The sequence below is a fragment of the Vibrio sp. 10N.261.46.E11 genome, from assembly GCF_041472735.1.
Taxonomy (GTDB): Bacteria; Pseudomonadota; Gammaproteobacteria; order Enterobacterales; family Vibrionaceae; genus Vibrio.
Window position 1 is genome coordinate 41,841 of sequence record NZ_JBFRQW010000037.1, and the last position, 24,151, is coordinate 65,991.

Genomic DNA, 24,151 nt, shown 5'->3' on the forward strand with positions numbered 1-24,151 from the left:
TCCACATAAAGTGGGTTGTTAGATTGAGCTTAAACGACAATAAAAATGCTCTCATCAATCTGCGATAATACTTTAGAAGTTCACTCTCTATGAACACAGAAAACGAAACAGAAAAACAAGACACGATTGCTCCTGTTGTTGAAGCGGGAACACTGCTTAAGAACAAGCGCGAATCTCTTGGTTTAACGCAAAAGCAGATTTCAGATCGCTTGAGACTTCGTATCTCGTTAATCCAACAAATTGAAGAAAACCAATTCGAATCAAACCAAGTAGCGACGTTCATGCGTGGCTATATTCGTTCATACGCGAAATACGTCAATCTTGATGAAAAAGTGGTACTGAGCGCGCTTCATCATGCTGGTGATGCTCAACATCAAGAGCAACAAATGCTGAGCTTTTCTCGTAAAACTAAAACTGAGAAGCACAACAGCCGTATTACAATCCTTACTTGGAGCATTTTTGCGGTCATAGCCGGTATCTCCTCACTATGGTGGTGGCAGAACCAACAACAAGACACCCTATCTCAATCTTTAGCGAATACTGAAAGCTCAGAAGAGCTCGTTGTAGAAGAATCACTTGCCCCTGAATTCACCGCTTTAGAAGTGATTGACGCTGAACAAAATGAAGAGGGTACTTCTGTTGTTGAAGGTACTGATGACATTGCTGCGATAAGCGATGCGGAAGATTCTGTTACTTCAACTGATGAAACTACTGCACAGCAAGCAACAGAGACAGAACCAACTGCTGACGTTGTTGCTGCTAATGCTGCTAATGTAGAAGCGGTTGAAGTAAGCACTGCGCCTGAACCTGTTGCCAACGAGCTAGTGATGCAGTTCTCTGCTGATTGCTGGATCCAAGTGAAAGATGCTTCGGGCAAAACCTTGTCTACTGGCATTAAAAAAGCAGGTCAGTCGCTAAACCTATCAGGAACTGAACCATATAAAGTGATTCTAGGTGCGCCGGAGGGCGTATCGATGACATTTGCAAGTGAACCTGTCGACCTTTCTGGGTATACTTCAGGCAAAGTAGCTAGAATAACCTTACCTTAGAGTTAATATGCAACACGAATCTCCTATTATTCGTCGCAAATCAACCCGTATTTATGTGGGTGATGTGCCGATCGGTGATGGTGCACCAATTGCTGTGCAATCCATGACCAACACAAGAACAACAGATGTAGCCGCGACCGTTGCTCAAATTCGAGCTCTGGAAAAAGTTGGCGCTGATATCGTTCGCGTATCTGTACCGACTATGGATGCAGCTGAAGCCTTTAAGCTAATCAAGCAGCAGGTCTCTATTCCTTTGGTTGCTGATATTCACTTCGACTACCGTATCGCACTTAAAGTGGCTGAATACGGCGTTGACTGTCTGCGTATCAACCCAGGTAACATCGGTAACGAAAGCCGCATTCGCTCTGTTGTGGATTGTGCTCGTGATATGAATATCCCGATTCGTATTGGTGTTAACGGCGGTTCTCTTGAAAAAGAGATCCAAGAGAAATACACAGAGCCTACAGCAGAAGCGCTTGTTGAATCTGCAATGCGTCACGTCGACATCCTAGACCGTTTGAACTTTGATCAATTTAAAGTCAGCGTTAAGGCGTCTGATGTATTCCTAGCCGTCGGTTCTTACCGTTTGCTTGCTAAGCAGATTGATCAACCTCTTCACCTTGGCATTACCGAAGCGGGTGGTGCGCGTGCAGGTTCTGTGAAGTCAGCGGTAGGTTTAGGCATGCTTCTCTCTGAAGGTATCGGTGATACGCTGCGTATCTCGCTCGCGGCTGATCCTGTTGAAGAGATCAAAGTTGGCTTTGATATTCTTAAATCTTTGCGCATTCGCTCGCGTGGCATCAACTTTATTGCGTGCCCGAGCTGTTCTCGTCAAGAGTTCGATGTTATTAACACCGTTAATGCCCTTGAAGAGCGCCTAGAAGACGTGATTACTCCAATGGATGTATCTATCATCGGTTGTGTGGTTAACGGCCCAGGTGAAGCTGAAGTGTCTCACTTAGGTCTTGCGGGTAGTGCACGTAAGAGTGCTTTCTACGAAGACGGTAAGCGTCAGAAAGAGCGCTTCGATAACGATGACCTTGTCGACAAACTTGAAGCTAAGATTCGTGCAAAAGCATCAGTGCTTGATAAAGCAAATCGCATTGATGTAGAAAACTTAGAAGATTAATACAACGCGATGGGGTGTGATTGTCTATTCGCACTGATACCTGGTCGTGAGAAATTACGGAATAAATACTGTGGCTAAAAATATCCAAGCAATTCGAGGCATGAACGACTGCCTTCCAACTCAATCACCACTGTGGCAGAAAGTAGAAAGCGCAGTTAAAAGTGTGGTGAGCGCATACGGTTACAACGAAGTACGTATGCCTATCGTTGAAGAAACAAACCTATTTAGCCGTGCGGTTGGTGAAGAGACAGACGTTGTTTCTAAAGAGATGTACACCTTTGATGACCGCAATGGTGACAGCCTAACGCTGCGTCCAGAAGGAACAGCAGGTTGTGTACGTTCATGTATTCAAAACAGCCTTATTAACCGTGATGAACAGCGCCTATGGTACATGGGCCCAATGTTCCGTCACGAGCGTCCTCAAAAAGGTCGTTACCGTCAATTCCACCAATGTGGCGTTGAAGTGTTTGGCCTAGACGGCCCAGATGTTGACGCTGAACTTATTATGATGACAGCACGTCTATGGCGTGAACTAGGTATCGATAAGCACGTTCGTCTTGAATTGAACTCAATCGGTTCTCAAGAAGATCGCGTAAGCTACCGTACTGCGTTAGTGGCTTTCCTTGAGCAACACATTGATGTGCTAGATGAAGACTGCAAACGTCGCATGCACACTAACCCTCTACGTGTTCTGGATACTAAGAACCCGGATGTTCAAGCTATCTTAGGTGATGCACCTCGACTATCTGAATATCTAGGTGAAGAATCGAAGCAACATTTTGCTGGTTTGTGTGAACTTCTTGACGCTGTTGGTATCGAATACCAAGTTAATGAGCGTCTAGTACGTGGCCTAGATTACTACAATCGCACCGTATTTGAATGGATCACTGACAGCCTTGGCGCTCAAGGTACAGTATGTGGCGGTGGCCGTTACGATGGTCTTGTTGAGCAACTAGGCGGCAAAGCAACCAATGCGGTTGGCTTCGCTATGGGTCTAGAGCGTCTAGTCCTTATGATGGAAACGCTAGAGCTTACAGAAGTTCGCCGTAGTGTTGACGTATACATGGTTGCTGCTGGCGAAGGTACAATGATCGCGGGCATACAGTTAGCGAATCAATTACGCGACACCGTTGAAGGCGTACGTGTGATGAACCACTTCGGTGGTGGTAACTTCAAGAAGCAATTCAAACGTGCTGACAAAGTAGGTGCTGTTGTGGCGTTGGTACTTGGTGAGAACGAAGTTGCTGACAATACAGTTGTGCTAAAAGATTTGGTTGGCGGCGAGCAACAAACCGTGTCTCAAACGGAAGTTGCAGAAAAAGTTGCTGCGTTAATCTAAGCCATTGAGCAAACGCTCATCATGAATATCAACGTCAGCACTATGCTGGCGTTTAAAGAATTAAAGAGGACAGGAAGTGGAACTTTACGATAGCGAAGAGCAACAAGTTGAAGCCATTAAAGATTGGTGGAAAGAGAATGGCAAAGCCGTAATCTTTGGTGCGGTTATTGGTTTAGGTGGCCTATTTGGTTGGCGCTATTACCAAGATTCAGTCGTTGAAGCGCGTGAAGCCGCTTCAGAAAGCTACACCTCTGCAATCTCAGCTCTAGATGCTAAAGGCGTTGATGCTCAATCTGATATTCAAGCTTTCATCGATGCAAATAAAGACGCTGAATACTCTGTTCTTGCTGCGATGCAATTAGCAAAAGCGCAAGTTCAAGCGGGTGACCTTACAGCTGCACTAGAACAACTTGAGTGGGCAAAATCGGCAACTAAGGACGCGGCATTAGCGCCACTACTGACTTACCGTGTTGCTCGTATCAAAGCTGAGCAAGGTGAATTTGACGCTGCATTGACTGATCTTGAAGCGATGACTGACGAATCTTGGAAAGGCCGTGTTGCTGAACTGCGTGGTGATATCTCACTTCGTAAAGGCGACACAGATGCAGCTTACAGTGCTTACTCTGAAGCTCAACAAGCTGCTGATGCGAGCCAAACGCTTCAAATCAAACTCGACGACCTAGCTAAATAAGGCGCTTTGAATGAAGAAGATGTTTCCAAAAGCGGCGTTGTGTGCGATTGCTCTTGGCCTGCTAGCTGGCTGTGCAAGTGAAGAAGACACCGTAATCATGGCGCCATTACCAACAGTAAACAGCGAATTCACTCCAAGTCAGGAATGGTCTACGTCGGTTGGTGATGGTGTTGGTCACTACTTTTCAAAACTAACGCCAGAATTGGCTTACGACAAAGTATTTGTTGCGAGCCGTGAAGGTATGGTTAAGGCGCTTGATCCTGAAACAGGTAAAGAGCTTTGGAAAGTCGATCTTGAGAAAGAAGTACTGGCTCGTTTATCGGGTGGCTTAACGGCAGCTTACGGCAAGGTATTTGTTGGTTCTGAAAATGGCGAAGTGATCGCGATGGACGAATCAACTGGTGAAGAGCTGTGGCGTGTATCAGTGAATGGTGAGGTGCTTGCATCCCCAGCAACTGAAAGCAACATGGTTATTGTTCATACCAGCCGCGGCATGTTGACCGCGTTAGATCAAGAAAGTGGTGAGCAAAAATGGACCATCAGTACTGAAGTACCAAGCCTAACACTTCGTGGCGATAGCTCTCCTGTTACTGTTTCTGGTGGTGTATTCTGGGGTACGGCAAATGGTCGTTTAGCCGCAGCTATCGTTGATCGTGGTCAGCTTATTTGGCAACAGCCAGTAGGCACGCCAAAAGGCGCAACGGAAATTGATCGTTTGGTTGATGTTGATGCATCACCGGTTGTTCTTGGCGGCACCCTGTATACCGTCGGTATTAATGGTCAGTTGATTGCAATCGATCTTCGTTCTGGTAAGCCAGTTTGGAAACGTAATTACTCGTCAGCGATTGATTTGGCAAGTGATGGCAGCCGTTTATTCGTTGTGACTGACAAAGACCATGTGGTTGCGGTTGATGCGCGTAGTGGTACTGAACTTTGGAGTACTCCATTGTTAGAAAACCGCTTACTGACAGCACCTGCTATTATTAATGGTTATGTCGTTGTTGGTGATACTGAAGGTTATCTGCACTGGTTAGATCGTTCATCGGGTGAGTTTGTTGCTCAACAGTTGGTCGATGATAGCGGCTTTGCGGTTGCGCCAATTGAAATGCCTGAAGGCTACTTAGTGACGACTCGCAATGGCGATGTAAAGAAACTAACGATTAGCCAATAAAAGCGTGATATAATTCACAGTCGGCTCCTGGTTGGTAACAGCTAGGAGCCGTTTTGTTGTTATAAATTAATAAACCGTGTGGTTATAGGTAAGAGTTTAAACTTGCGATCAAGTGCTTACCTATAACTACATTTAGAGAAGAAATTGTAGAGGTTGTTATGGTACCTGTTGTTGCTCTAGTAGGGCGTCCGAACGTAGGTAAATCTACGTTATTTAACCGATTGACTCGAACTCGTGATGCATTGGTTGCGGATTTCCCTGGCTTAACGCGTGACCGTAAATACGGTCATGCTCATTTTAGCGAGCATGACTTTATTGTTATCGACACTGGTGGTATCGACGGTACCGAAGAAGGTGTTGAAACTAAAATGGCTGAACAGTCGCTAGCGGCGATTGATGAAGCTGATGTCGTTCTATTTATGGTAGATGGCCGTGCGGGTCTAACACCTTCAGACGTAGCTATTGCTAAGCACCTTCGTCAACTAGAAAAGCCTTCAATGCTAGTAGTAAACAAGGTTGATGGTATCGACCCTGATGCTGCAAGTGCTGATTTCTGGCAACTAGGCGTAGAAGACATGTACCAAATCGCTGCAGCGCACGGTCGTGGTGTAACTGCGTTGATTGATCTTGCTCTAAACCCATTCGCTGAAGCGTTAAAAGCTGAGAATGGCGAAGTAAGCGATTTAACTGAATTTGAAGACGAAGAAGAAGAGCAAGTTGATTTCACTGAAGAAGAAGCGGAAGCAGAATTCAAGCGCCTTCAAGATCAACCGATTAAGCTAGCGATCATTGGTCGTCCAAACGTAGGTAAATCAACACTAACTAACCGTATTCTTGGTGAAGAACGTGTTGTTGTTTACGATATGCCAGGTACAACTCGTGACTCTATCTACATTCCGATGCAGCGTGATGAGCGTGAATACGTTCTAATCGATACTGCTGGTGTTCGTCGTCGTAAGAACATCAATGAAACTGTTGAGAAGTTCTCAGTGGTTAAAACACTGAAAGCGATTGAAGATGCTAACGTTGTATTGCTTCTTATCGATGCTCGCGAGAACATTTCAGATCAAGATCTAAGCTTGTTAGGCTTCGCATTGAACGCGGGTCGTTCAATTGTTATTGCAGTAAACAAGTGGGATGGCCTAGATAACGACGTTAAAGATCGTGTGAAGAAAGAGCTAGATCGCCGTTTAGGTTTCGTAGATTTCGCACGTATTCACTTTATCTCTGCACTTCACGGTACTGGTGTTGGTCACTTGTTTGAGTCTGTTCAAGAAGCTTATAAGTCAGCAACGACTCGTGTTGGTACTTCTGTACTTACTCGTATCATGAAGATGGCGACTGATGATCACCAACCGCCTATGGTTCGTGGTCGTCGTGTTAAATTGAAATACGCGCACGCTGGTGGCTACAACCCACCGATTATCGTTATCCACGGTAACCAAGTACGTAACTTGCCAGATTCATACAAACGATTCTTGATGAACTACTACCGTCGTTCACTAGAAATTATGGGTACACCTATTCGCATTCAATTCCAGAACAGCGAGAACCCATTTGAAGCTAAGACTAACAAGCTGACAATTTCTCAAGAACGTAAACGTAAACGTAAACGTATGATGAGCATGGTTAAAGGTCGTAAGTAAACCTTTCCAATAGATTTGATACCCGAGCCTGTCTCGGGTATTTTTTTAAGTAAAATTCACGTTATCTGATAATCGCGTCTTTGATTCCGTTATCAGCTAGCGACTTAGACTAGATTCCAAAAGAAGAATGATATGACCACTAGCGATTTGATTACACCAGCGTCAGCAATCACACCAACCATCACTCAATTTTGTCATCAAACTTGGCTGCTCAATGCAAAAGCGGTGTACGTTGAAAGTGACGACAGCAAAACTCACTTGATCACTGACGTGACACCTTTCCACCCTGTGAGTCATATTTGGCCCGATCACCCAGCAGACCGAGGTTTTGTCAGCGTAGGTGGTGAACAGTATATTGTTGAAGATTGCCTTGTTGGTGCAATAGAGCAATCTACTGGAAATCTTTATATTGCAGCAGATATTCCTGTTAAGCGTGATACGGAAGGGTGGGCGTTTGTGGTTGTCCACCAACTACCTGTATCAGCTTCTATGATTAACATGGGCGATGAAGTTGAGTTGTCGGTTGATAAAGAGCACCAAGCCAGTTTGAGCCGCGGTCATAGTGCCGGACATATTGCTTTCTTAGCCTTGAATAAAGTATTGGCTGAGAGTTACTGGCGTAAAGGTGCAGACAGAAAAGATCCACTCGGCAGCTATGACTTCAATAGTTACGCTCAAGTCACTAGTTTCGTCACTCCTGATCTATGTACAGACAAGTACCGCTTGGGTAAAACCTTGAAGAAACGCGGCTTGAACGTTGCAGACATGCTAGCAAACCTTGAAGGTATTGAAGCCGACATCAACCAGATGATTGCGGCCTGGCTTGCACAGTCGACGCCTGTAGCGATGAGACTGGAAGGTGAGGCGTTAACAGACTCTCGCTACTGGGAATGGCAACTAGATGGCGATACTTTAGTTTCTATTCCGTGTGGTGGTACTCACATCGAGAACACCTCAGAACTTAAGGCATTATCGGTTAAGTTAACCCAATTAGATGATCAACATATCGAAATGCAGACGTGTGTATCTCGATGATCTCAATTAAAGATCGAAAATAGATTGTTCTATTTAAACTTTGTTTTGATTTTAATTTTAGTTTTATATATCACTGTAAATTGAAATGCAGCATATGTAACTTATGCTTTCGGTATGTGGTGATATAAATATTCTTTTTGGGGTAGATCGCTGATCAAAATAGATAAAGCGAAAGATCAACCTATGATCTTCGGTGGTGTGTTGTGGCAATTTAGTGTGTTAATATTGACCAGTATACAGGCTTGCATAAGAACAAGCTGTTCCCACCATATAATTGAAAGCTTTAGTGAATGAAACAACAATTTTTATTAGAAGGTCACCGAGCAGTAAACAGTTTGCTTCGAAAGCTTGCCCTTGGGTTGGATCGCAAAGAATTAAATCGCAAGATCATTCAGCTCACCGAGCAGATTTTTGGTCAAAGGATGGCCTCTATTTTATTGCTAAACCCCGAATCGAATACATTACATTTAGAATATGCTCCAAACTTGCCTGATTTTTATAACCAGCAGATAGAAGGGGTGGGGGTTGGTGCCGGAATTGGTTCTTGTGGCGAAGCGGCGGCACTTAAGAAAGCTGTCATGGTCTCCAATATTAATGCACACCCGAATTGGACTCCTTTCTTAGCGTTAACCAATCAGGCTAACCTTCATGCATGTTGGTCAGTGCCAATCATCTCTTCACATGGTCACGTACTAGGTACCTTCGCAATTTACAGTCAGTACATCTCTGAACCTCATGAGTTTGAACTTGAGATCTTAGAGTTATTGGCTTCTCTGTATTCAGTCGCGCTTGAGAAGTATGAGTTAGAGAATCAACTCAACTTTTTTGCCAATCGAGACTCTTTAACACACAGTTTGAATCGCCGAGCATTGCTGAGAGAAGCCGAGCAGGTGTTAACTAACCGCTGTTTTACTGAAAAAGTGATGGCATGCCTGTTTGTTGATGTCGATAAATTTAAGTCAATAAACGATACGTTTGGCCACAGCTTTGGTGATGATGTGTTGTTAGCCGTTGCAAAAGTGCTTGATGAGGCAACTACTGCCTGTGCCAAGATAGGGCGCTATGGGGGCGATGAGTTTGTCGTGTTCTCTTGCTTTGATGATCTAGAAAGTGTGCTGAACTTTTATCGAAGCTTAGAAAGAACCTTGGAACAAGCTCTCTATATCGATGGCACTCAGTTTTCTGTCAGCGTTGGACTTTCTTATGAGAAAGATCCTGAGTCATTGGAAGACTTGATCGCACAAGCTGATAAGAACATGTACCAAATCAAGCAAGCTAAGTCTCAGCGGTAGTAGATTGTAAAAAAGTAGTGAATTAGGAAATGCTAATGAGTGAAAATATCTGCCCTAAGTGCCAATCAGAGCTAGGTTGGGATGGAAAGTATCACTGTGAAAGTTGTCAGGCACACTTTACTAAGGTTGGGTTTTGCCCTGAGTGCAGCTGCCAACTTGAGAAGCTCCAAGCCTGTGGTGCAGCGAGCTATTTTTGTAATGGTGAGTGTAATGAGCTTAAATCTAAATCGAGAGTAAAGTTCGAATTCCAACCAGCGGAATAGCCTTAAATTATTTGGTTTGAACGACAATCGGTGATGTTATACCAAAGACTCAATACCAAAGTGTTGGGTCTTTTTTGTATCTAATGAACCTAGAGCTCGCTCTTAGCGACTCTTGTTGTCACTTGCGACTCAATAACACCGTCTTCAACTTGGGTGGTGATCACTTCACCGATTTCGACATCGTTAATCGATGACACAGTTTTACTCGATGCTGAATGGGTAATGCTGTAGCCACGTTTTAGGGTTGCCAATGGACTTACTGTTTCTAACTTCTCGGCAGCCATGGCTAGTTGGTGGCGAGTAGTTAGTAATGTCTTGTCCATTGCATCCAATAGCTTTTGCTCTGAACGTTGTAGATGCAGTTTCTGTTCACCAAGGCGCTTTACTGGCGAGTTCAATTGAAGTTGGTGCTGTTTGCGCTCAACACGCTGCGCATGCTGCTTTAGGTATTGAGTCATACCACGACGCAAACGCATGTCTAGGTCATCCAGCTGCTGACTCTGCTTTTGCAGTTGGTAGCTCGGGTGTTGTTTCTCTAAGCGGTATTTCAACGTTTGAGTGGATTGTGCTTGTTTGATTAACACATGACGGATCGCACTGACTAAACGAGCACGTTTAGAAGCGAAAGCTTGTTCTTTATGACTGTTATCACGGCTAACCAATTCAGCGGCTGCTGATGGCGTTGGAGCACGCATATCTGCGACGAAATCCGCGATGGTGACGTCAATTTCATGCCCAACGGCACTGATAATCGGGATCTGGCTTGCTGCAATGGTGCGAGCTACGATCTCATTATTAAAGCACCGTAGATCTTCCAAAGAACCGCCGCCTCGGCCAACGATCAATACATCACACTCATTACGCTCATTAGCACGTCCAATCGCTTGAGCAATCTGAATAGCTGCCTCTTCGCCTTGAACCATGGTCGGGTAAACCACAACAGGCAATGAAGGATCGCGTCTTTTCAGGACATCAAGAATATCAAACAGCGCAGCACCTGTTTTTGAGGTGATAACACCAACACATTTAGGATGTTCTGGAAGAATTTGTTTACTTGATTGAGCAAACAGACCTTCTGAGGCAAGGTTCATCTTCAGCTTTTCGAACTCTTGCTGAAGTTTACCGTCACCTTCTGGCTGCATGCTTTCAATTATTAGCTGATAATCACCGCGTGGCTCATAGAGAGATAGGCGAGCTTTAACCAATACTTGATTACCGTTCTGAGGTTTAAAGGTGACTCGGCGGTTATTACCACGAAACATGGCGCACTTCACTTGAGCGCGAGAGTCTTTAAGCGTGAGGTACCAGTGACCAGATACAGGTGCAGAGAAGTTTGAGATTTCACCAACGAGCCAGACTATTCCCATTTCGTTTTCTAATAGGAGACGAACCTCTGAGTTGAGGCGAGAAACAGTGAAGATGTTTGGATTAGTCATAGAAGCACTATCTTTCCTTGAAGGAAGGTCTTTCTTGAAATCTCACAGGGCGTGAGTATGGAAGATAGCGGCAATATAATACATAGCAAGGGGGTAAATGCAAATTAAAAATACAAAAATGTGTAGCCAAGCGAATTCGTTGGCCGTATAATCCGTCCGCAATATCTAATCCAAATGCAGTTTAATTTTCCTTAATTGGCTGCCCTCATTAGGCGAAACGATGAGATTGGATTGTTTCTTTTTACTCCTATTATTGTGAGATATTGCAAATGCTAAGAATTGCCAAAGAAGCGCTGACATTCGACGACGTACTGCTAGTGCCAGCACACTCCACCGTTCTCCCTAATACAGCTGATCTTCGCACTCAGTTGACGAAGAATATCTCCCTAAACATCCCGATGATCTCTGCATCTATGGATACTGTGACAGAAGCTCGCCTTGCGATTGCACTGGCACAAGAAGGCGGAATTGGCTTCATTCATAAGAACATGTCTATTGAGCAGCAAGCTGAAATGGTTCGCCAGGTTAAAATTTACGAAGCTGGTGTGGTTTCTCACCCTGTAACTGTAAACCCTGATGCGACAATCGCTGATGTTGTAGCCCTAACTGAAAAACACGGCTTTGCCGGTTTCCCTGTTGTTACTGAAACAAACGAACTTGTTGGTATTATTACTGGCCGTGACGTTCGCTTTGTGACTGACCTTTCTAAGAAAGTTGATGTAGTAATGACACCTAAAGCTCGCCTTGCTTCTGTTAAAGAAGGTGCAACTCGTGAAGAAGTTCAAGAGAAAATGCACGAAGCGCGTGTTGAAAAAGTTCTTGTTGTAAATGATGACTTCCAACTAACGGGAATGATCACTGCAAAAGATTTTCACAAAGCAGAACGTAAACCAAACGCTTGTAAAGATGAGCGCGGCAGCCTACGTGTAGGTGCTGCTGTTGGTGCTGGTGCTGGTAACGAAGAGCGCGTTGCTGCTCTAGTTGAAGCTGGCGTAGACGTTCTACTTATCGACTCTTCACACGGTCACTCTGAAGGCGTACTTAACCGTATCCGCGAAACTCGCGCGGCATACCCTGATCTACAAATCATCGGTGGTAACGTAGCAACTGGCGCTGGCGCTCGTGCTCTTATCGAAGCAGGTGTTAGTGCGGTTAAAGTTGGTATCGGCCCTGGTTCTATCTGTACGACTCGTATCGTTACTGGTGTTGGTGTTCCTCAAGTAACAGCAATCGCAGACGCAGCTGAAGTAGCTAACGAATACGGTATTCCAGTCATCGCAGATGGCGGCATTCGCTTCTCTGGCGATATCTGTAAAGCTATCGTTGCTGGCGCATCTTGTGTGATGGTTGGTTCAATGTTCGCAGGTACTGAAGAAGCTCCGGGTGAAGTTATCCTTTATAACGGTCGTTCTTACAAGTCTTACCGTGGTATGGGTTCTCTTGGCGCTATGTCTCAAGGTTCTTCTGACCGTTACTTCCAATCTGATAACGCCGCAGACAAGCTTGTTCCAGAAGGTATTGAAGGTCGTATCGCATACAAAGGTCGCCTAAAAGAGATCGTTCACCAACAGATGGGCGGTCTACGCTCAAGCATGGGCCTAACGGGTTCTGCAACTGTTGAAGACATGCGTACTAAAGCTGAGTTTGTTCGTATCTCTGGTGCGGGCATGAAAGAATCTCACGTACACGATGTTCAAATCACGAAAGAAGCACCTAACTACCGTTTAGGTTAATAATACGTCCAAACGTTTGAATAATGTGCTGATTTAGTCGGCACATTAATATACCAATCGTAGTAAATAACTGATCATCCTAGCTTGTTAAAAACCTCGATAACTTCGTTAGAATTTTTGATTGTAGAATAACTACTTATCAGAACTCTTTGTTGAATAGAGCAGCCTTGTTCTCAAGCTTTTTCCAGCGCTACTACTGAACACTTACTTACTGTGATTGGTATTATATCTACCGTCTGTTTTGTTAAAAGTCCGATTTTCTCAAAACACGGGGTTAAAGATATCCAACGAAAACGTTTGCTTTATTTCTTGAAGAGTTAATCAGAGGTGAGTAAACTCGCCTCCGTTTTATCACATAGCCAATAAGACTGCTTACAATGACTAAAAATATTCATGACCAACGTATTCTAATTCTGGACTTCGGTTCTCAATACACACAGCTAGTAGCTCGTCGTATTCGTGAGATCGGTGTTTACTGTGAACTTTGGAGCTGGGACGTAGAAGAAGCGGATATTCGTGAATTCAATCCAGACGGTATCATCCTATCTGGTGGCCCTGAAAGCGTAACGGAAGAGAATTCTCCACGTGCACCTCAGTACGTATTTGATTCAGGTGTTCCTGTCTTCGGTATCTGCTACGGCATGCAAACTATGGCTGAGCAACTTGGCGGTAAAGTAGCAACGTCTACTGAACGCGAGTTCGGCTACGCAGCGGTACAAGTAACGGGTGAATCTGCACTTTTCGCTGACCTTGAGTCCACTCAAGATGTTTGGATGAGCCACGGCGACAAAGTAGTTGAGATCCCAGCTGATTTCACAAAGATCGCTGAAACAGACACTTGCCCATACGCTGCAATGGCAAACGAAGATAAGAAATACTACGGTGTTCAATTCCACCCAGAAGTAACACACACTAAAAACGGCCTAAAAATGCTTGAGAACTTCGTTCTTAACGCGTGTGGTTGTGAAGGTCTGTGGACTTCAGCATCTATTATTGAAGATGCAGTTGCACGTATTAAAGAACAAGTAGGTGACGATGAAGTTATCCTTGGCCTTTCTGGTGGTGTTGATTCTTCAGTAGTAGCGATGCTTGCTCACCGTGCTATCGGCGACAAACTAACATGTGTATTTGTTGATAACGGCCTTCTTCGTTTAAGCGAAGCTGAGCAAGTTATGGATATGTTTGGCAATAAGTTTGGCCTAAACATCATCAAGGTAGACGCTGAAGACCGTTTCCTTGATGCTCTGGAAGGCGAAGCTGAACCAGAAGCGAAACGTAAGATCATCGGTCACGTATTCGTAGATATCTTCGACGAAGAGTCTAAGAAACTGAAGAATGCTAAATGGCTTGCTCAGGGTACTATCTACCCAGACGTAATCGAGTCTGCAGCATCTAAGACTGGCAAAGCACACGTAATCAAATCTCACCACAACGTTGGTGGTCTTCCTGATGATATGGAAATGGGCCTTGTTGAGCCTCTACGTGAGCTGTTTAAAGATGAAGTCCGTAAGATCGGCCTAGAGCTTGGTCTTCCATACAACATGCTTTACCGCCACCCATTCCCGGGTCCTGGTCTAGGTGTTCGTGTACTTGGCGAAGTGAAAAAAGAGTACTGTGATTTACTGCGTCGTGCTGATGCTATCTTCATTGAAGAGCTTCACGCTGCTGACCTTTACCACAAAGTATCTCAAGCATTCACGGTATTCCTACCTGTACGTTCAGTTGGCGTAATGGGCGATGGCCGTAAGTACGATTGGGTTGTATCTCTACGTGCAGTAGAAACTATCGACTTCATGACAGCTCACTGGGCACACCTACCATACGACTTCCTAGGTAAGGTATCTAACCGTATTATCAACGAAGTTAACGGCATTTCACGTGTTGTTTACGATATTTCTGGTAAGCCACCAGCAACTATCGAGTGGGAATAATCTCTTAGAGATTTAACCAGCGTTGATTAAGCTACTATTTGATTTAGTTATTAAAAGCCTCGAACTCAGTTCGGGGCTTTTTTCTTTCTGACTTAGGGTATTAAAAGCTTATAGCTGACAACTAGACACCAAATCCGTTGGAAACTAGATATCACCTCAAGAAACAATGAGACGCTTTGTTGTGTTGAGCTATATATCAAAAATATCACTCGCACTTTTTATAAATTCATATAGCAACAGCTAGGCTATTTCCCATGCGCCACATACTCTTTGATGGACTTATTAAGGACAGATAAGAGAATCCATCATGTTAAAAATCAAATATTTGGCGACAGTCGTTGGTTGCACTTTAGCTGCACACAGTTACGCGTCTTTGAACATTCAACCTGATCCGCAAAACCCGAATGGCTACCTTGTTGAAAAGTCTGCACTGCAAGCTGCTGAACAAGCGAAAACATCCGATCCTATGTATGCGATCTGGTCACAAGCATTACAAACTCGTCCCAATAGTATTGTTGAAGCGATTGAGCCGGGTTTAGCCTCGAATCCTGAAAACGTAAAACGAGTCGAGCGTGTATTCCCTCAATCTGAATGGGACTTCCTCACTCAGATGGCAGCACCAGAGTACACTTATACTCGCTTCTTACGCGCGATTGGAAAATTCCCAGCCTTCTGTGGAGAGTACGCTGATGGCCGAGACTCAGACGCCATCTGTAAAAAATCCATCATCACGGCCTTTGCTCATTTCGCTCAAGAAACAGGTGGGCACATCGCAATAGATAACATCTCTGATAACCCATTAGCTCTAGAAGAGTGGCAGCAAGCTTTGGTGCATGTTCGTGAAATGGGTTGGTCAGAAGGTCAAGAGGGTTACACGACAGGGTGTGGTCAGAACGATTGGCAGAATGCACGTTGGCCTTGTGCGGCAGGGCAGGGTTACTTTGGACGTGGTGCTAAACAGCTTTCTTATCACTTTAACTACGGCGCGTTCTCGGAAGTTATGTTCGATGGCGATGCAACGGTTTTATTGAATAACCCAGGTTTGGTTGCTGATTCATGGTTGAACTTGGCTTCTGCTATCTGGTTCTTCCTTACACCTCAAGCACCTAAACCAGCAATGCTGCACGTTATTGACCGCACTTGGACACCCTCTCAGCGTGAGTTGGATGCGGGAATTGGCTATGGGTTTGGTACCACAATCAACGTAATTAATGGTGGTATCGAGTGTGGTGAGCAGAACAAAGACAAAGGCCAACCAGTTAACCGAATTCGTTATTGGGAAGGGTTAGCTGCGCATTATCTGATCCCTGTAGAAGCGGATGAAGCCAATACATGCTGGCAGCAAACGCCTTACGGAAGCTTGAACTTGAATGGTGCGACTGATGTGTTGTACACCAACTGGGATGGTAACTGGAAATACTACGCAGACCGTCCAGAAGGATATTCATTTGAGTGTGAGCTTGTTGGTTTCCAAACTGCTTATTCAGCCTTGGTGGCCGGAGATTACGAGAAGTGTGTGACCAATTTTTATGGATCACATGCGAGCTGGCCTGAAGTAAAAGTGGTCGATAAGCTTGAACCGGTTGACCCTGGTACTAACCCCGGAGGCAATGGTTGGAATGCGAGTAAAGTTTACAATGCTGGCGACCAAGTCACTCACAACGGCGCGACTTATCAAGCAAAATGGTGGACTCAAGGAGATGATCCTGCCAATGGCGGCCCTTGGAAATTAGTAGCGGGTGAGCCAACACCACCGTTAGTGACCAATCCATCGCCAGTTGACCCTGCACCTGTTGATCCTGCTCCGGTAGACCCAACACCGGTTGAACCACCTGTTACAGAGCCGCCTGTCGTTGTTGATCCATCGGTGTTTATCACATGGCAAGCGGGTGTTAGCCAAGTGAGCAATGGCGACAAAGTGACACATAATGGTAAGTGCTTCGTAGCTAAAAACGGTCCGGGTGTCTGGGAAAGCCCTGTTCAATCGAACTGGTTCTGGGATGAAATTAGCTGTAAATAATTGACTTAAGCAAGCCTCTGTTTAGAGGCTTGCTTGTTCAGTGACAGTTATACGACATTTCTCTTACTTTCTATTACAGTACACCTTGCTGGTTATCTATATATTACAGATATTGGATATAGAGTTTAGAGGTGATAATCGTGAAAGCAAAAATTTCGTTATTGGCAACAATGGCCTTCAGTATTACTAGCTGTGCTAATTCTGAAACGGCAGAATCAGTAGAAACGCCAAGTTGGCTAACTGTCAAGACTGAGCCGTCCAATCAGAAAGGTTGGAACAACTTTGGCAGTTTGAGTTTTGAAACGAGCTCTGAAGGTATTGTTGCTCAGCGTTATCAAGTCTTAAAAAGTCCTGTAGGCCAAATCACGTCTATAGAGGAGCAAGGTAACCAAATTCATGTTATTCAAACACTTGAAGGCGCTTTGATTAAAGGTGTCGATAGTACAGGCATTATGAATTACGAAGGCTGTATGGAGTCTATTGGGGAAGTGGATGCTGCTGTTAATGCATACCCGTCAATCGTTCAATTCTTATTAAAGCAAGCTGCGCCTCAAGGTCCTAATTCTGTATCAACATCATTACCTTTCACTGTTTCAGAGTCAGCCAATAACGCTCAAATTTACATTGGTGAAGCAACTTCTGTAGAAATTGAAGGTGAAAGCTATCCTATCGGTCCTATGATCGAACTTTCTGCGCCGTGGGGGGCATCTGGCCAAATTACATCTGTAGATACGACAACCTTTGAATTTTCATATTTTACGACCAATGATGGCCACAAAGATACGGTTGATATCCGTGGTGCATGGAGCCAAAGTATGGGCCCGATGGATAAGTTTAACCAAGAATCTTCGGGAGAGTGGTTAGCGTGTGTAAAGCCCGAGGTGCAAGCGGTCTTGATGGAACAAAGCCCTAAACGAGTTGGCGAGATACTTGAAATCATGACGAAAGCCGAACTGGCGAACGATGCAATCTAAGATTGCGATTTAGCGATCTATCTTTTTATGCCGTTCGGATTAAAATTTGCGTACAAATTTTATTAACTTTTTTTAAAGGCGCGCAAAATGTCAACAAAACTGGCGAACCCGGCACCACTTGGCCTAATGGGTTTCGGTATGACTACTATACTTCTTAATATCCATAACGCAGGTTTCTTTCCAATCGATTCAATGATTCTTGCTATGGGTATTTTTTACGGTGGTCTAAGCCAAGTTATCGTGGGCACAATGTGTTTCAAACGTGGTGACACGTTCGGTACAACTGCGTTTACTTCTTACGGTCTATTCTGGTTATCTTTGGTTGGTTTAATCGTAATGCCTTACATGGGCCTACCAGCAAGTCCAGCAGCGTTTATGGGTTGGTACCTACTACTATGGGGCATCTTCACTGGCTTCATGTTCATTGGTTCTCTATGCTACCCAGTAGCGAAACAAGTAGTATTCGGTTCATTGACTATTTTGTTCTTCCTACTTGCCGCTCGTGATTTCACTGGCAGCGAACTGATCGGTACTATCGCTGGTTTTGAAGGTATCTTCTGTGGTGCGTCAGCTATCTACTTTGCGATGGCACAAGTAATCAACAACGAATATGGCCGCACAGTACTGCCAATCGGTGAGAAAAAAGCGCCTCAAATGACGGCTCAAGAGATCGTTGCTTAACGCTCTAGCTTGGGAACAGTTAGTTTGTTATAAGCAGTCAGTTCGTTATAAGTAATGAGCTCGTTATAAACTGCGATTTTTATGAACAAAACAAAAGGGGTTAGCCGAAATGGCTAACCCCTTTTTTATGCGTTATTAATAGCGCGAGTTAAAGCGATCTATTTGCTAAGTCAAGCTTAAGCTGAAGGTTGCTCTACAGGTTTACTGTCTGCAACTTCAGATTCAGGAGACTTGCCAGTTTTACGCTTGTATTTCTCTTCCCAGTAAGTAGCACCTTTAATGCCTAGTTTTACAGGGTTGAATGTGTACTCAGTCACACCTTGTTTCTGCTGTTCTTCGTAGTCTGCTAAAGCCTTAAGCGCAGGCTTAGACATGAAGAATATGATCAGAATACCAACGATGTTTAACCATGCCATCAAGCCAACACCCACATCACCCATTGCCCATGCAAGGTTTGCTGTTTTAACGGTGCCATAGAAAACGGCACTAATAAGAACAAGCTTAAGTACGAACATCATGCCAGGGATCTTGATGGTACGACGTAGGTAAGCAATATTCGTTTCTGCGATGTAGTAGTAAGCAAGAATCGTTGTAAATGCGAAGAAGAACAGAGCAAATGCGATGAACGGCTTACCAATGCCTGGCAGTGCACTTTCAATAGCAAGCTGTGTAAATACAGGACCATTCGCACCGATGTTTGCTGCTAGGTTCTGAACAAGGAATACACCTTCAGCGCCACCGTGAACGTTGTAAGCACCAGTGATGATGATCATGAACGCTGTAGCAGAACATACTAGAAGAGTATCAATGTAGATAGAGAACGCTTGAACCAAACCTTGCTGAGCTGGGTGATCAACACTTGCCGCAGCTGCCGCGTGAGGACCAGTACCTTGACCTGCTTCGTTTGAGTAAACACCACGTTTAACACCCCAACCGATTGCAGCACCAAAGCCTGCCATAGGAGTGAATGCATCACCCAGAATCATTCCGAAAACAACAGGAACTTGGCTGATGTTTAGTAGGATGATAACGAATGCGATGATGATGTAAGCCAACGCCATGAATGGAACGACAATTTGTGTGAAGTTCGCGATACGTTTAACACCACCAAAGATGATGAAAGCAAGGATGATAGCAACAACAGTACCAGTGAAAATTTTAGCGAAACTGAATGTACCGATAGCTGTTTCAATCATATCACCTGAGCCAAATGCAGCTTCTACAGCATTACCTATACTGTTTGACTGAACACCTGGAAGCAAAATACCACATGCAAAAATAGTCGCGATAGCGAAGATCCATGCGTACCACTTCTGACCCATTGCTTTTTCAATGTAGTAAGCCGGACCACCACGGAACTGGCCTTCATCTTCTTCTTTATAGATTTGCGCCAGCGTAGATTCTGCGTAAGCAGTCGCCGCGCCAAAGAAAGCTACCACCCACATCCAGAATACTGCACCTGGGCCACCGAAACCGATAGCGGCAGCAACACCTGCAATGTTACCTGTACCTACACGGCCAGATAGCGAAACGGCAAGAGCTTGGAAAGACGAGATGCCTTTTGATGAGCTTTTACCCGATAGTAGCAAGCGCCACATTTCAAAGAAGTGACGGATTTGAACAAATCGAGTCATGATGGAGTAGAACAAACCTGCACCTAAACATAGGTAGATAAGTACTGGGCTCCAGATTATTCCATTCAAAAAATCAACGAATGACTGCATGAGTATTTTCCCTGTTAGTTTTGCTTATGATTATTTTTCGAACAACACAATACTTCACTTGTAACCCAAGTGTTAAATTATTTAACTGCGCATTAGGATTACTGTGACATAAAGCAAGTTATAGAGGGTGTTTGTTAATGTTTAGTGCTAATTCGATAATCGTTCCATTTAACTTATTATGCAATAGGTTGTTGCGGCTGGTGTTTTGCAAAGTGGCTAAATAGTGATTAATACAAAACGGAAGGTTTGAGGTGCGCATAGGAAGAGAAATTGAAAAAAGCAGTGACCAAAGCCGTTTAGTATAAACGGCTGATATAGAAGTGGTGGGATAGGGTAAGTTAGAATATATCACCTACATCGCGTGAACGAGCAGGTCTAAGAGGCGGTGTTTTTGAAGGTTCGATAATTAAAGCTTTAACATTTACCTAGTGAAAGTGGCTAATTTGATGCCTGTTTCAAACAACTACGAACCCTTGCTCCTGTAATTCTTTAGCGAACTCAGACTGAGTATTTGGCTCACCGTGAATCAAATGCACCTCTTTTGGTGGAGTCGCTATGCCCTCTATAAATCGATTGAGATCCTCTTTATCGGCATGAGCAGAATAGCCAGACATGCCATGAATTTGAGCATTGACCTCAACGTCTTTGTTATCAATAGAAACCTGTTTTTCGCCTTGTTGGAGCTCGCGCCCGAGCGTTCCGTGTGCTTGATAGCCCGCTAAAATGACATCGGTTCGTTTGTCGGGAAGTAAGGCGGATAAGTAGTTCATTATCCTGCCGCCCTGACACATCCCAGAGGCTGCGACCACAATTGCCGTTTCGCCGGTCGAACGCAGGCGATTGACGATTTTCTTGTGCATTCTATGCCCATCAACGGTAATGCATTGATCAAAGGCGAGTGGGTGACGTTTCAGTTCAAGACGCTGCTTGGCTTCTTGCCCCCATAGCTCTTTAAAGCGTCGGTATGAACGCGTCACTTTCTCTGCCATAGGCGAATCTAGGATAATAGGAATATCGCTGCTGAGTTGATGCTCAAAGATCAGGTTTTCAATATCAAATAACAATTCTTGTGTTCGGCCGATACTAAATGCCGGGATCAGGATGACACCACCATCGAGTAACGAACGGTCAATGATTGCTTTGAGACGTTCAGAGCGTGAAGCAATATCGTCATGTGTACTGGTGCCGTAAGTCGACTCAATAAATAGGTAATCGGCTTGTTGTGGTGGTTTTGGATCAGGCAGCAGCGGCGTGTTACTAGGGCCTAAGTCGCCAGAAAAGACCACCACCTCTTGGTTGGGTAATTTAATCTCGATATAGGCCGAACCTAAGATGTGCCCTGCAGGTTGAAAACGAGCATACAGAGTATTTGGCCTATGATGATCCTTTCCGTCATTTTGCTGTTTAGAGACAATTGGAAACCATTCCCCATAAGGCTTAGGAGCAACTAACGAATGAATTTTTTTAAGGATGAGTTTGGATTGTTTATGACTGAGCCCTTGCAGTTTAAGGCCGTCTTCAATCATTAAAGGGGCAAGTTCAGCGGTCGCTTGAGTACAATAAATTGGTTGGTTAAAGCCACTGGCGAGTAACCAAGGTAATCGGCCAATATGATCAATGTGAGTATGAGTCAGCAGCAGAGCGTTAAGGTGGGACGTTTCAAATTCAATATCAAGAGGGCGTGTATCTTCACCTTGAAGATCTAAACCTTGAAGCTTTTTGCTTTGAAGATCTAAGCCTTGAAATAAACCACAATCGATGAGAGCCGCTTGGCCTGAATCTCTTAATTCGTGACAAGATCCTGTAACGGTATGTTTTCCGCCATGGTGAATCACTTCCATTGTTTACTCCCATTACTCTATAAAGCCATTAACGCCTGTTTTTATTTTGCGGATAAGCGCCAGCAAGTAAAACAAGAACAATGAGAGTTGCGATCGTTGAGTGTCTTTTTTAGTAACTGAGCAATGACTCTGTGGGTTCGTTGCGAGTTAGTTCTTGTTCCTCCTATAACTATCTTGTTAGCGCGCGGAAGAACCGTCTGAATCCAGTTCTGGGTTTTTCTGTGCTTCTAAACGAGCCACTTCGGCATCTAATTGTGCGATTTTTTCAGCCATCAAGGCATGGCAGCGATTCGCTAACTCTCTTGCGTCGCTGAGCTTGTATCCGGAGACATCTATAGGCTCCAGCATCTCGGTGATCACAATGCCATTATTAACTCGGTTGAGGTCAATCTTATTGTGCGTGGTGCTGGTACACATCGGGGTGATAGGCACGCCAGCTTCAATCGCCATTCGGAAAGCGCCCGTTTTGAATGGCAGTAGTCCACGCCCTTTACTGCGCGTTCCTTCAGGGTAAACCCAAACAGACAGATCTCGCTGATGAATGGCTTCTGCCACTTGCTTGATGGTATCGCGTGCTTTGGACTTGTCTTCACGGTTAATCATGATGTTACCGGTGATCCAATACAGCAGACCAAAGAAAGGCACGTACAACAAATCGCGTTTGCCCAATGAAACAGTGCGTGGTCTTAGCATTCCTGGGTCGGTCACAAAGTCCAAGATGCTTTGGTGGTTAGAGATGTAGACGCTGTTTTCTGGTGTCGGGGCATTGTCGAGGCCGCGCTGCACCAGTTTTACACCGATGATCTTTTGGAGTTGGTTGAACCAACGACAGAAAACGTACACATGCTTGGGGTTCTTGGGGCTAAACAAGCAGTAAACAAAAGCACATAGAGTGGTGAGAATAATAAACACCGTAGCCAAAATAATACGAAGAACAGCAAGCACAATTCACTCCTTACTCACCACAGATTGCAGTGATTAAATAGTTTTAGATGCTTGAAGTTTTCACTCTATTTAACCGAATTGCAACAATTAACTGTTTTAGGGGACTGTTTTTAGATCTTTATATAAAACAAGGACTAACAATGGGTGTTTGAGACGATCATCGAGCTTACACGTGTTCACCAGTAGCGAGGCATGTTCACCAATACTGTTTATTGGGATCCAGCTTTTCTACCCATTCAGGATCTTGACGCGATTCTAAATAGAGTTGTAGGCCGTTATAAGACATGAAAGCTGCAGGGCCACCAAGGTGTTCAAAATAGTCAAAATAATCATCTTCAAGCGCACATAGGTGAGCTAAATCTTCCACCTTGTTTGCGATTGCCCATTGAATCGCAAACACTGGAGCTGTTGAACCTGCAACCGAGACTTCTTCAATATCTGGGTTAAACATCGCATTAGCCTGTTCCAGTAAAATCTCTTGTTGTTCAGACTCTTGCAGCAGTACCTCGTCGATGATCGCCAAGCGCTTGGTATTAGAGACATTCTTATTCAGCTTCGCAATTTTCAGTGCGTAGCTAAACCTTTCTGATGAAACAATATTGACCAGCTCCGAGAGCAGTTCTTTGTCTACGCCTGCAGCCTTGGTGAAATAGTCGATACAAGAATGAATTGAAGCATAACGAGTGCCTTCAAATTCAAAGCCACTGGTTTCGTCGTAGGTCTCAATAACGGTGTTATCAACCGACAAAGGCCAGCCTTTATACTCGACTCGCTGCTTGGCGATTTCATACATCTTCCAAGCGCTGCGCCCAAAACCGCCAAGTGTTGAGCCTGTAAACTCGCTGTCTATCAGCTCTTGCTCAGTCCAGTTCTCACCAATACCTAAGTGCTTGGCATACTTATCAATGAGCGCATGCTTTATCTGGTCGCGCACCGCCCAAATCGAAGTCAGGTCTTTCGCGTACTTAACATTCGCGCACTCTTTACACGCTGGCAGTGCCATCGGCACATGACCAACCTTGGCAAAAAGCGAAGCGGTTTTAGGAAACTCAACGCTGTGATCAGAAGGCTCACCACAAAACCAACAGGTGTGGCGCAGGTTGAACGGGATGTCGATGTAGGAATATTGAGTCATTGAACTTCTATCGGCTGGCTATTGAGGTTAGGAGTATTATTGTAAAAGTAATTATCTCTGTTCGAGTGTCACCTTGCACCTGGTTTATTTCACTTTTCTTTGGATTAGTTCGATAG

General features: G+C 44.5%; 19 protein-coding genes. 14 read left to right on the forward strand and 5 right to left on the reverse strand.

The genetic code is table 11. The annotated features are described in order from the left end of the window. Positions 1 to 89 precede the first annotated feature (89 nt). The 9 genes from rodZ to AB4407_RS12290 all read left to right on the forward strand — a co-directional run bounded on the left by rodZ (position 90) and on the right by AB4407_RS12290 (position 9,615). Entirely contained in the window at positions 90 to 1,049 is a 960-nt protein-coding gene (rodZ, locus tag AB4407_RS12250; protein ID WP_372120736.1) for a cytoskeleton protein RodZ, read from the forward strand. Between the two features lie 7 nt (positions 1,050 to 1,056). Continuing rightward, positions 1,057 to 2,178, forward strand: coding sequence for a flavodoxin-dependent (E)-4-hydroxy-3-methylbut-2-enyl-diphosphate synthase (gene ispG / locus AB4407_RS12255; RefSeq protein ID WP_046223650.1), 1,122 nt, complete (start codon positions 1,057 to 1,059; stop codon positions 2,176 to 2,178). A 70-nt stretch (positions 2,179 to 2,248) separates the two neighbouring features. After that, positions 2,249 to 3,517: a histidine--tRNA ligase gene (gene hisS / locus AB4407_RS12260; protein ID WP_372120737.1), complete on the forward strand. Its 1,269-nt coding sequence runs from the start codon at positions 2,249 to 2,251 to the stop codon at positions 3,515 to 3,517. A 76-nt stretch (positions 3,518 to 3,593) separates the two neighbouring features. Continuing rightward, complete coding sequence (locus tag AB4407_RS12265) at positions 3,594 to 4,208, forward strand: YfgM family protein (protein ID WP_065678454.1); 615 nt, start codon at positions 3,594 to 3,596, stop codon at positions 4,206 to 4,208. 10 nt (positions 4,209 to 4,218) lie between these two features. Beyond that, positions 4,219 to 5,379, forward strand: coding sequence for an outer membrane protein assembly factor BamB (gene bamB / locus AB4407_RS12270; RefSeq protein WP_372120738.1), 1,161 nt, complete (start codon positions 4,219 to 4,221; stop codon positions 5,377 to 5,379). 158 nt (positions 5,380 to 5,537) lie between these two features. Beyond that, positions 5,538 to 7,025, forward strand: a complete 1,488-nt coding sequence (gene der, locus AB4407_RS12275; RefSeq protein WP_372120739.1) for a ribosome biogenesis GTPase Der — start codon at positions 5,538 to 5,540, stop codon at positions 7,023 to 7,025. Between the two features lie 132 nt (positions 7,026 to 7,157). After that, complete coding sequence (locus AB4407_RS12280; protein ID WP_372120740.1) at positions 7,158 to 8,060, forward strand: alanyl-tRNA editing protein; 903 nt, start codon at positions 7,158 to 7,160, stop codon at positions 8,058 to 8,060. A gap of 290 nt (positions 8,061 to 8,350) precedes the next feature. Then, positions 8,351 to 9,352 (forward strand): sensor domain-containing diguanylate cyclase, encoded by a 1,002-nt coding sequence (locus AB4407_RS12285; protein WP_372120741.1) that lies wholly within the window; start codon positions 8,351 to 8,353, stop codon positions 9,350 to 9,352. A 35-nt stretch (positions 9,353 to 9,387) separates the two neighbouring features. Next, positions 9,388 to 9,615, forward strand: coding sequence for a zinc ribbon domain-containing protein (locus tag AB4407_RS12290; RefSeq protein WP_372120742.1), 228 nt, complete (start codon positions 9,388 to 9,390; stop codon positions 9,613 to 9,615). A gap of 89 nt (positions 9,616 to 9,704) precedes the next feature. On the opposite strand, the gene xseA is transcribed toward AB4407_RS12290, so the two are convergent. After that, positions 9,705 to 11,051 (reverse strand): exodeoxyribonuclease VII large subunit, encoded by a 1,347-nt coding sequence (xseA, locus tag AB4407_RS12295; RefSeq protein ID WP_372120743.1) that lies wholly within the window; start codon positions 11,049 to 11,051, stop codon positions 9,705 to 9,707. Between the two features lie 269 nt (positions 11,052 to 11,320). Here xseA and guaB point away from each other — a divergent pair, with 269 nt between their 5' ends. The 5 genes from guaB to AB4407_RS12320 all read left to right on the forward strand — a co-directional run bounded on the left by guaB (position 11,321) and on the right by AB4407_RS12320 (position 18,390). Further along, on the forward strand, positions 11,321 to 12,784 hold the full coding sequence (guaB, locus tag AB4407_RS12300; RefSeq protein WP_048669208.1) for an IMP dehydrogenase: 1,464 nt from the start codon (positions 11,321 to 11,323) through the stop codon (positions 12,782 to 12,784). Positions 12,785 to 13,161: 377 nt separating this feature from the next. Further along, entirely contained in the window at positions 13,162 to 14,715 is a 1,554-nt protein-coding gene (gene guaA / locus AB4407_RS12305) for a glutamine-hydrolyzing GMP synthase (protein ID WP_372120744.1), read from the forward strand. Positions 14,716 to 15,022: 307 nt separating this feature from the next. After that, complete coding sequence (locus AB4407_RS12310) at positions 15,023 to 16,735, forward strand: chitinase (RefSeq protein WP_372120745.1); 1,713 nt, start codon at positions 15,023 to 15,025, stop codon at positions 16,733 to 16,735. Between the two features lie 140 nt (positions 16,736 to 16,875). After that, positions 16,876 to 17,709 carry a hypothetical protein gene (locus AB4407_RS12315; protein WP_372120746.1) on the forward strand — a complete coding sequence of 278 codons (834 nt, stop codon included), beginning with the start codon at positions 16,876 to 16,878 and terminating at the stop codon, positions 17,707 to 17,709. 87 nt (positions 17,710 to 17,796) lie between these two features. Further along, positions 17,797 to 18,390: an acetate uptake transporter gene (locus AB4407_RS12320; protein ID WP_017099596.1), complete on the forward strand. Its 594-nt coding sequence runs from the start codon at positions 17,797 to 17,799 to the stop codon at positions 18,388 to 18,390. Positions 18,391 to 18,566: 176 nt separating this feature from the next. Here AB4407_RS12320 and AB4407_RS12325 read toward each other — a convergent pair whose 3' ends face one another. The 4 genes from AB4407_RS12325 to AB4407_RS12340 form a co-directional block, all read right to left on the reverse strand. After that, a complete protein-coding gene (locus AB4407_RS12325) occupies positions 18,567 to 20,114 on the reverse strand; it encodes a sodium:alanine symporter family protein (RefSeq protein WP_009848307.1) in 1,548 nt (515 codons plus the stop codon). A gap of 455 nt (positions 20,115 to 20,569) precedes the next feature. Next, entirely contained in the window at positions 20,570 to 21,955 is a 1,386-nt protein-coding gene (locus AB4407_RS12330) for an MBL fold metallo-hydrolase (protein WP_372120747.1), read from the reverse strand. Positions 21,956 to 22,132: 177 nt separating this feature from the next. Continuing rightward, complete coding sequence (locus AB4407_RS12335; RefSeq protein ID WP_372120748.1) at positions 22,133 to 22,900, reverse strand: 1-acylglycerol-3-phosphate O-acyltransferase; 768 nt, start codon at positions 22,898 to 22,900, stop codon at positions 22,133 to 22,135. 196 nt (positions 22,901 to 23,096) lie between these two features. Next, positions 23,097 to 24,035, reverse strand: coding sequence for a hypothetical protein (locus AB4407_RS12340; protein ID WP_372120749.1), 939 nt, complete (start codon positions 24,033 to 24,035; stop codon positions 23,097 to 23,099). Between the last annotated feature and the right edge of the window lie 116 nt (positions 24,036 to 24,151).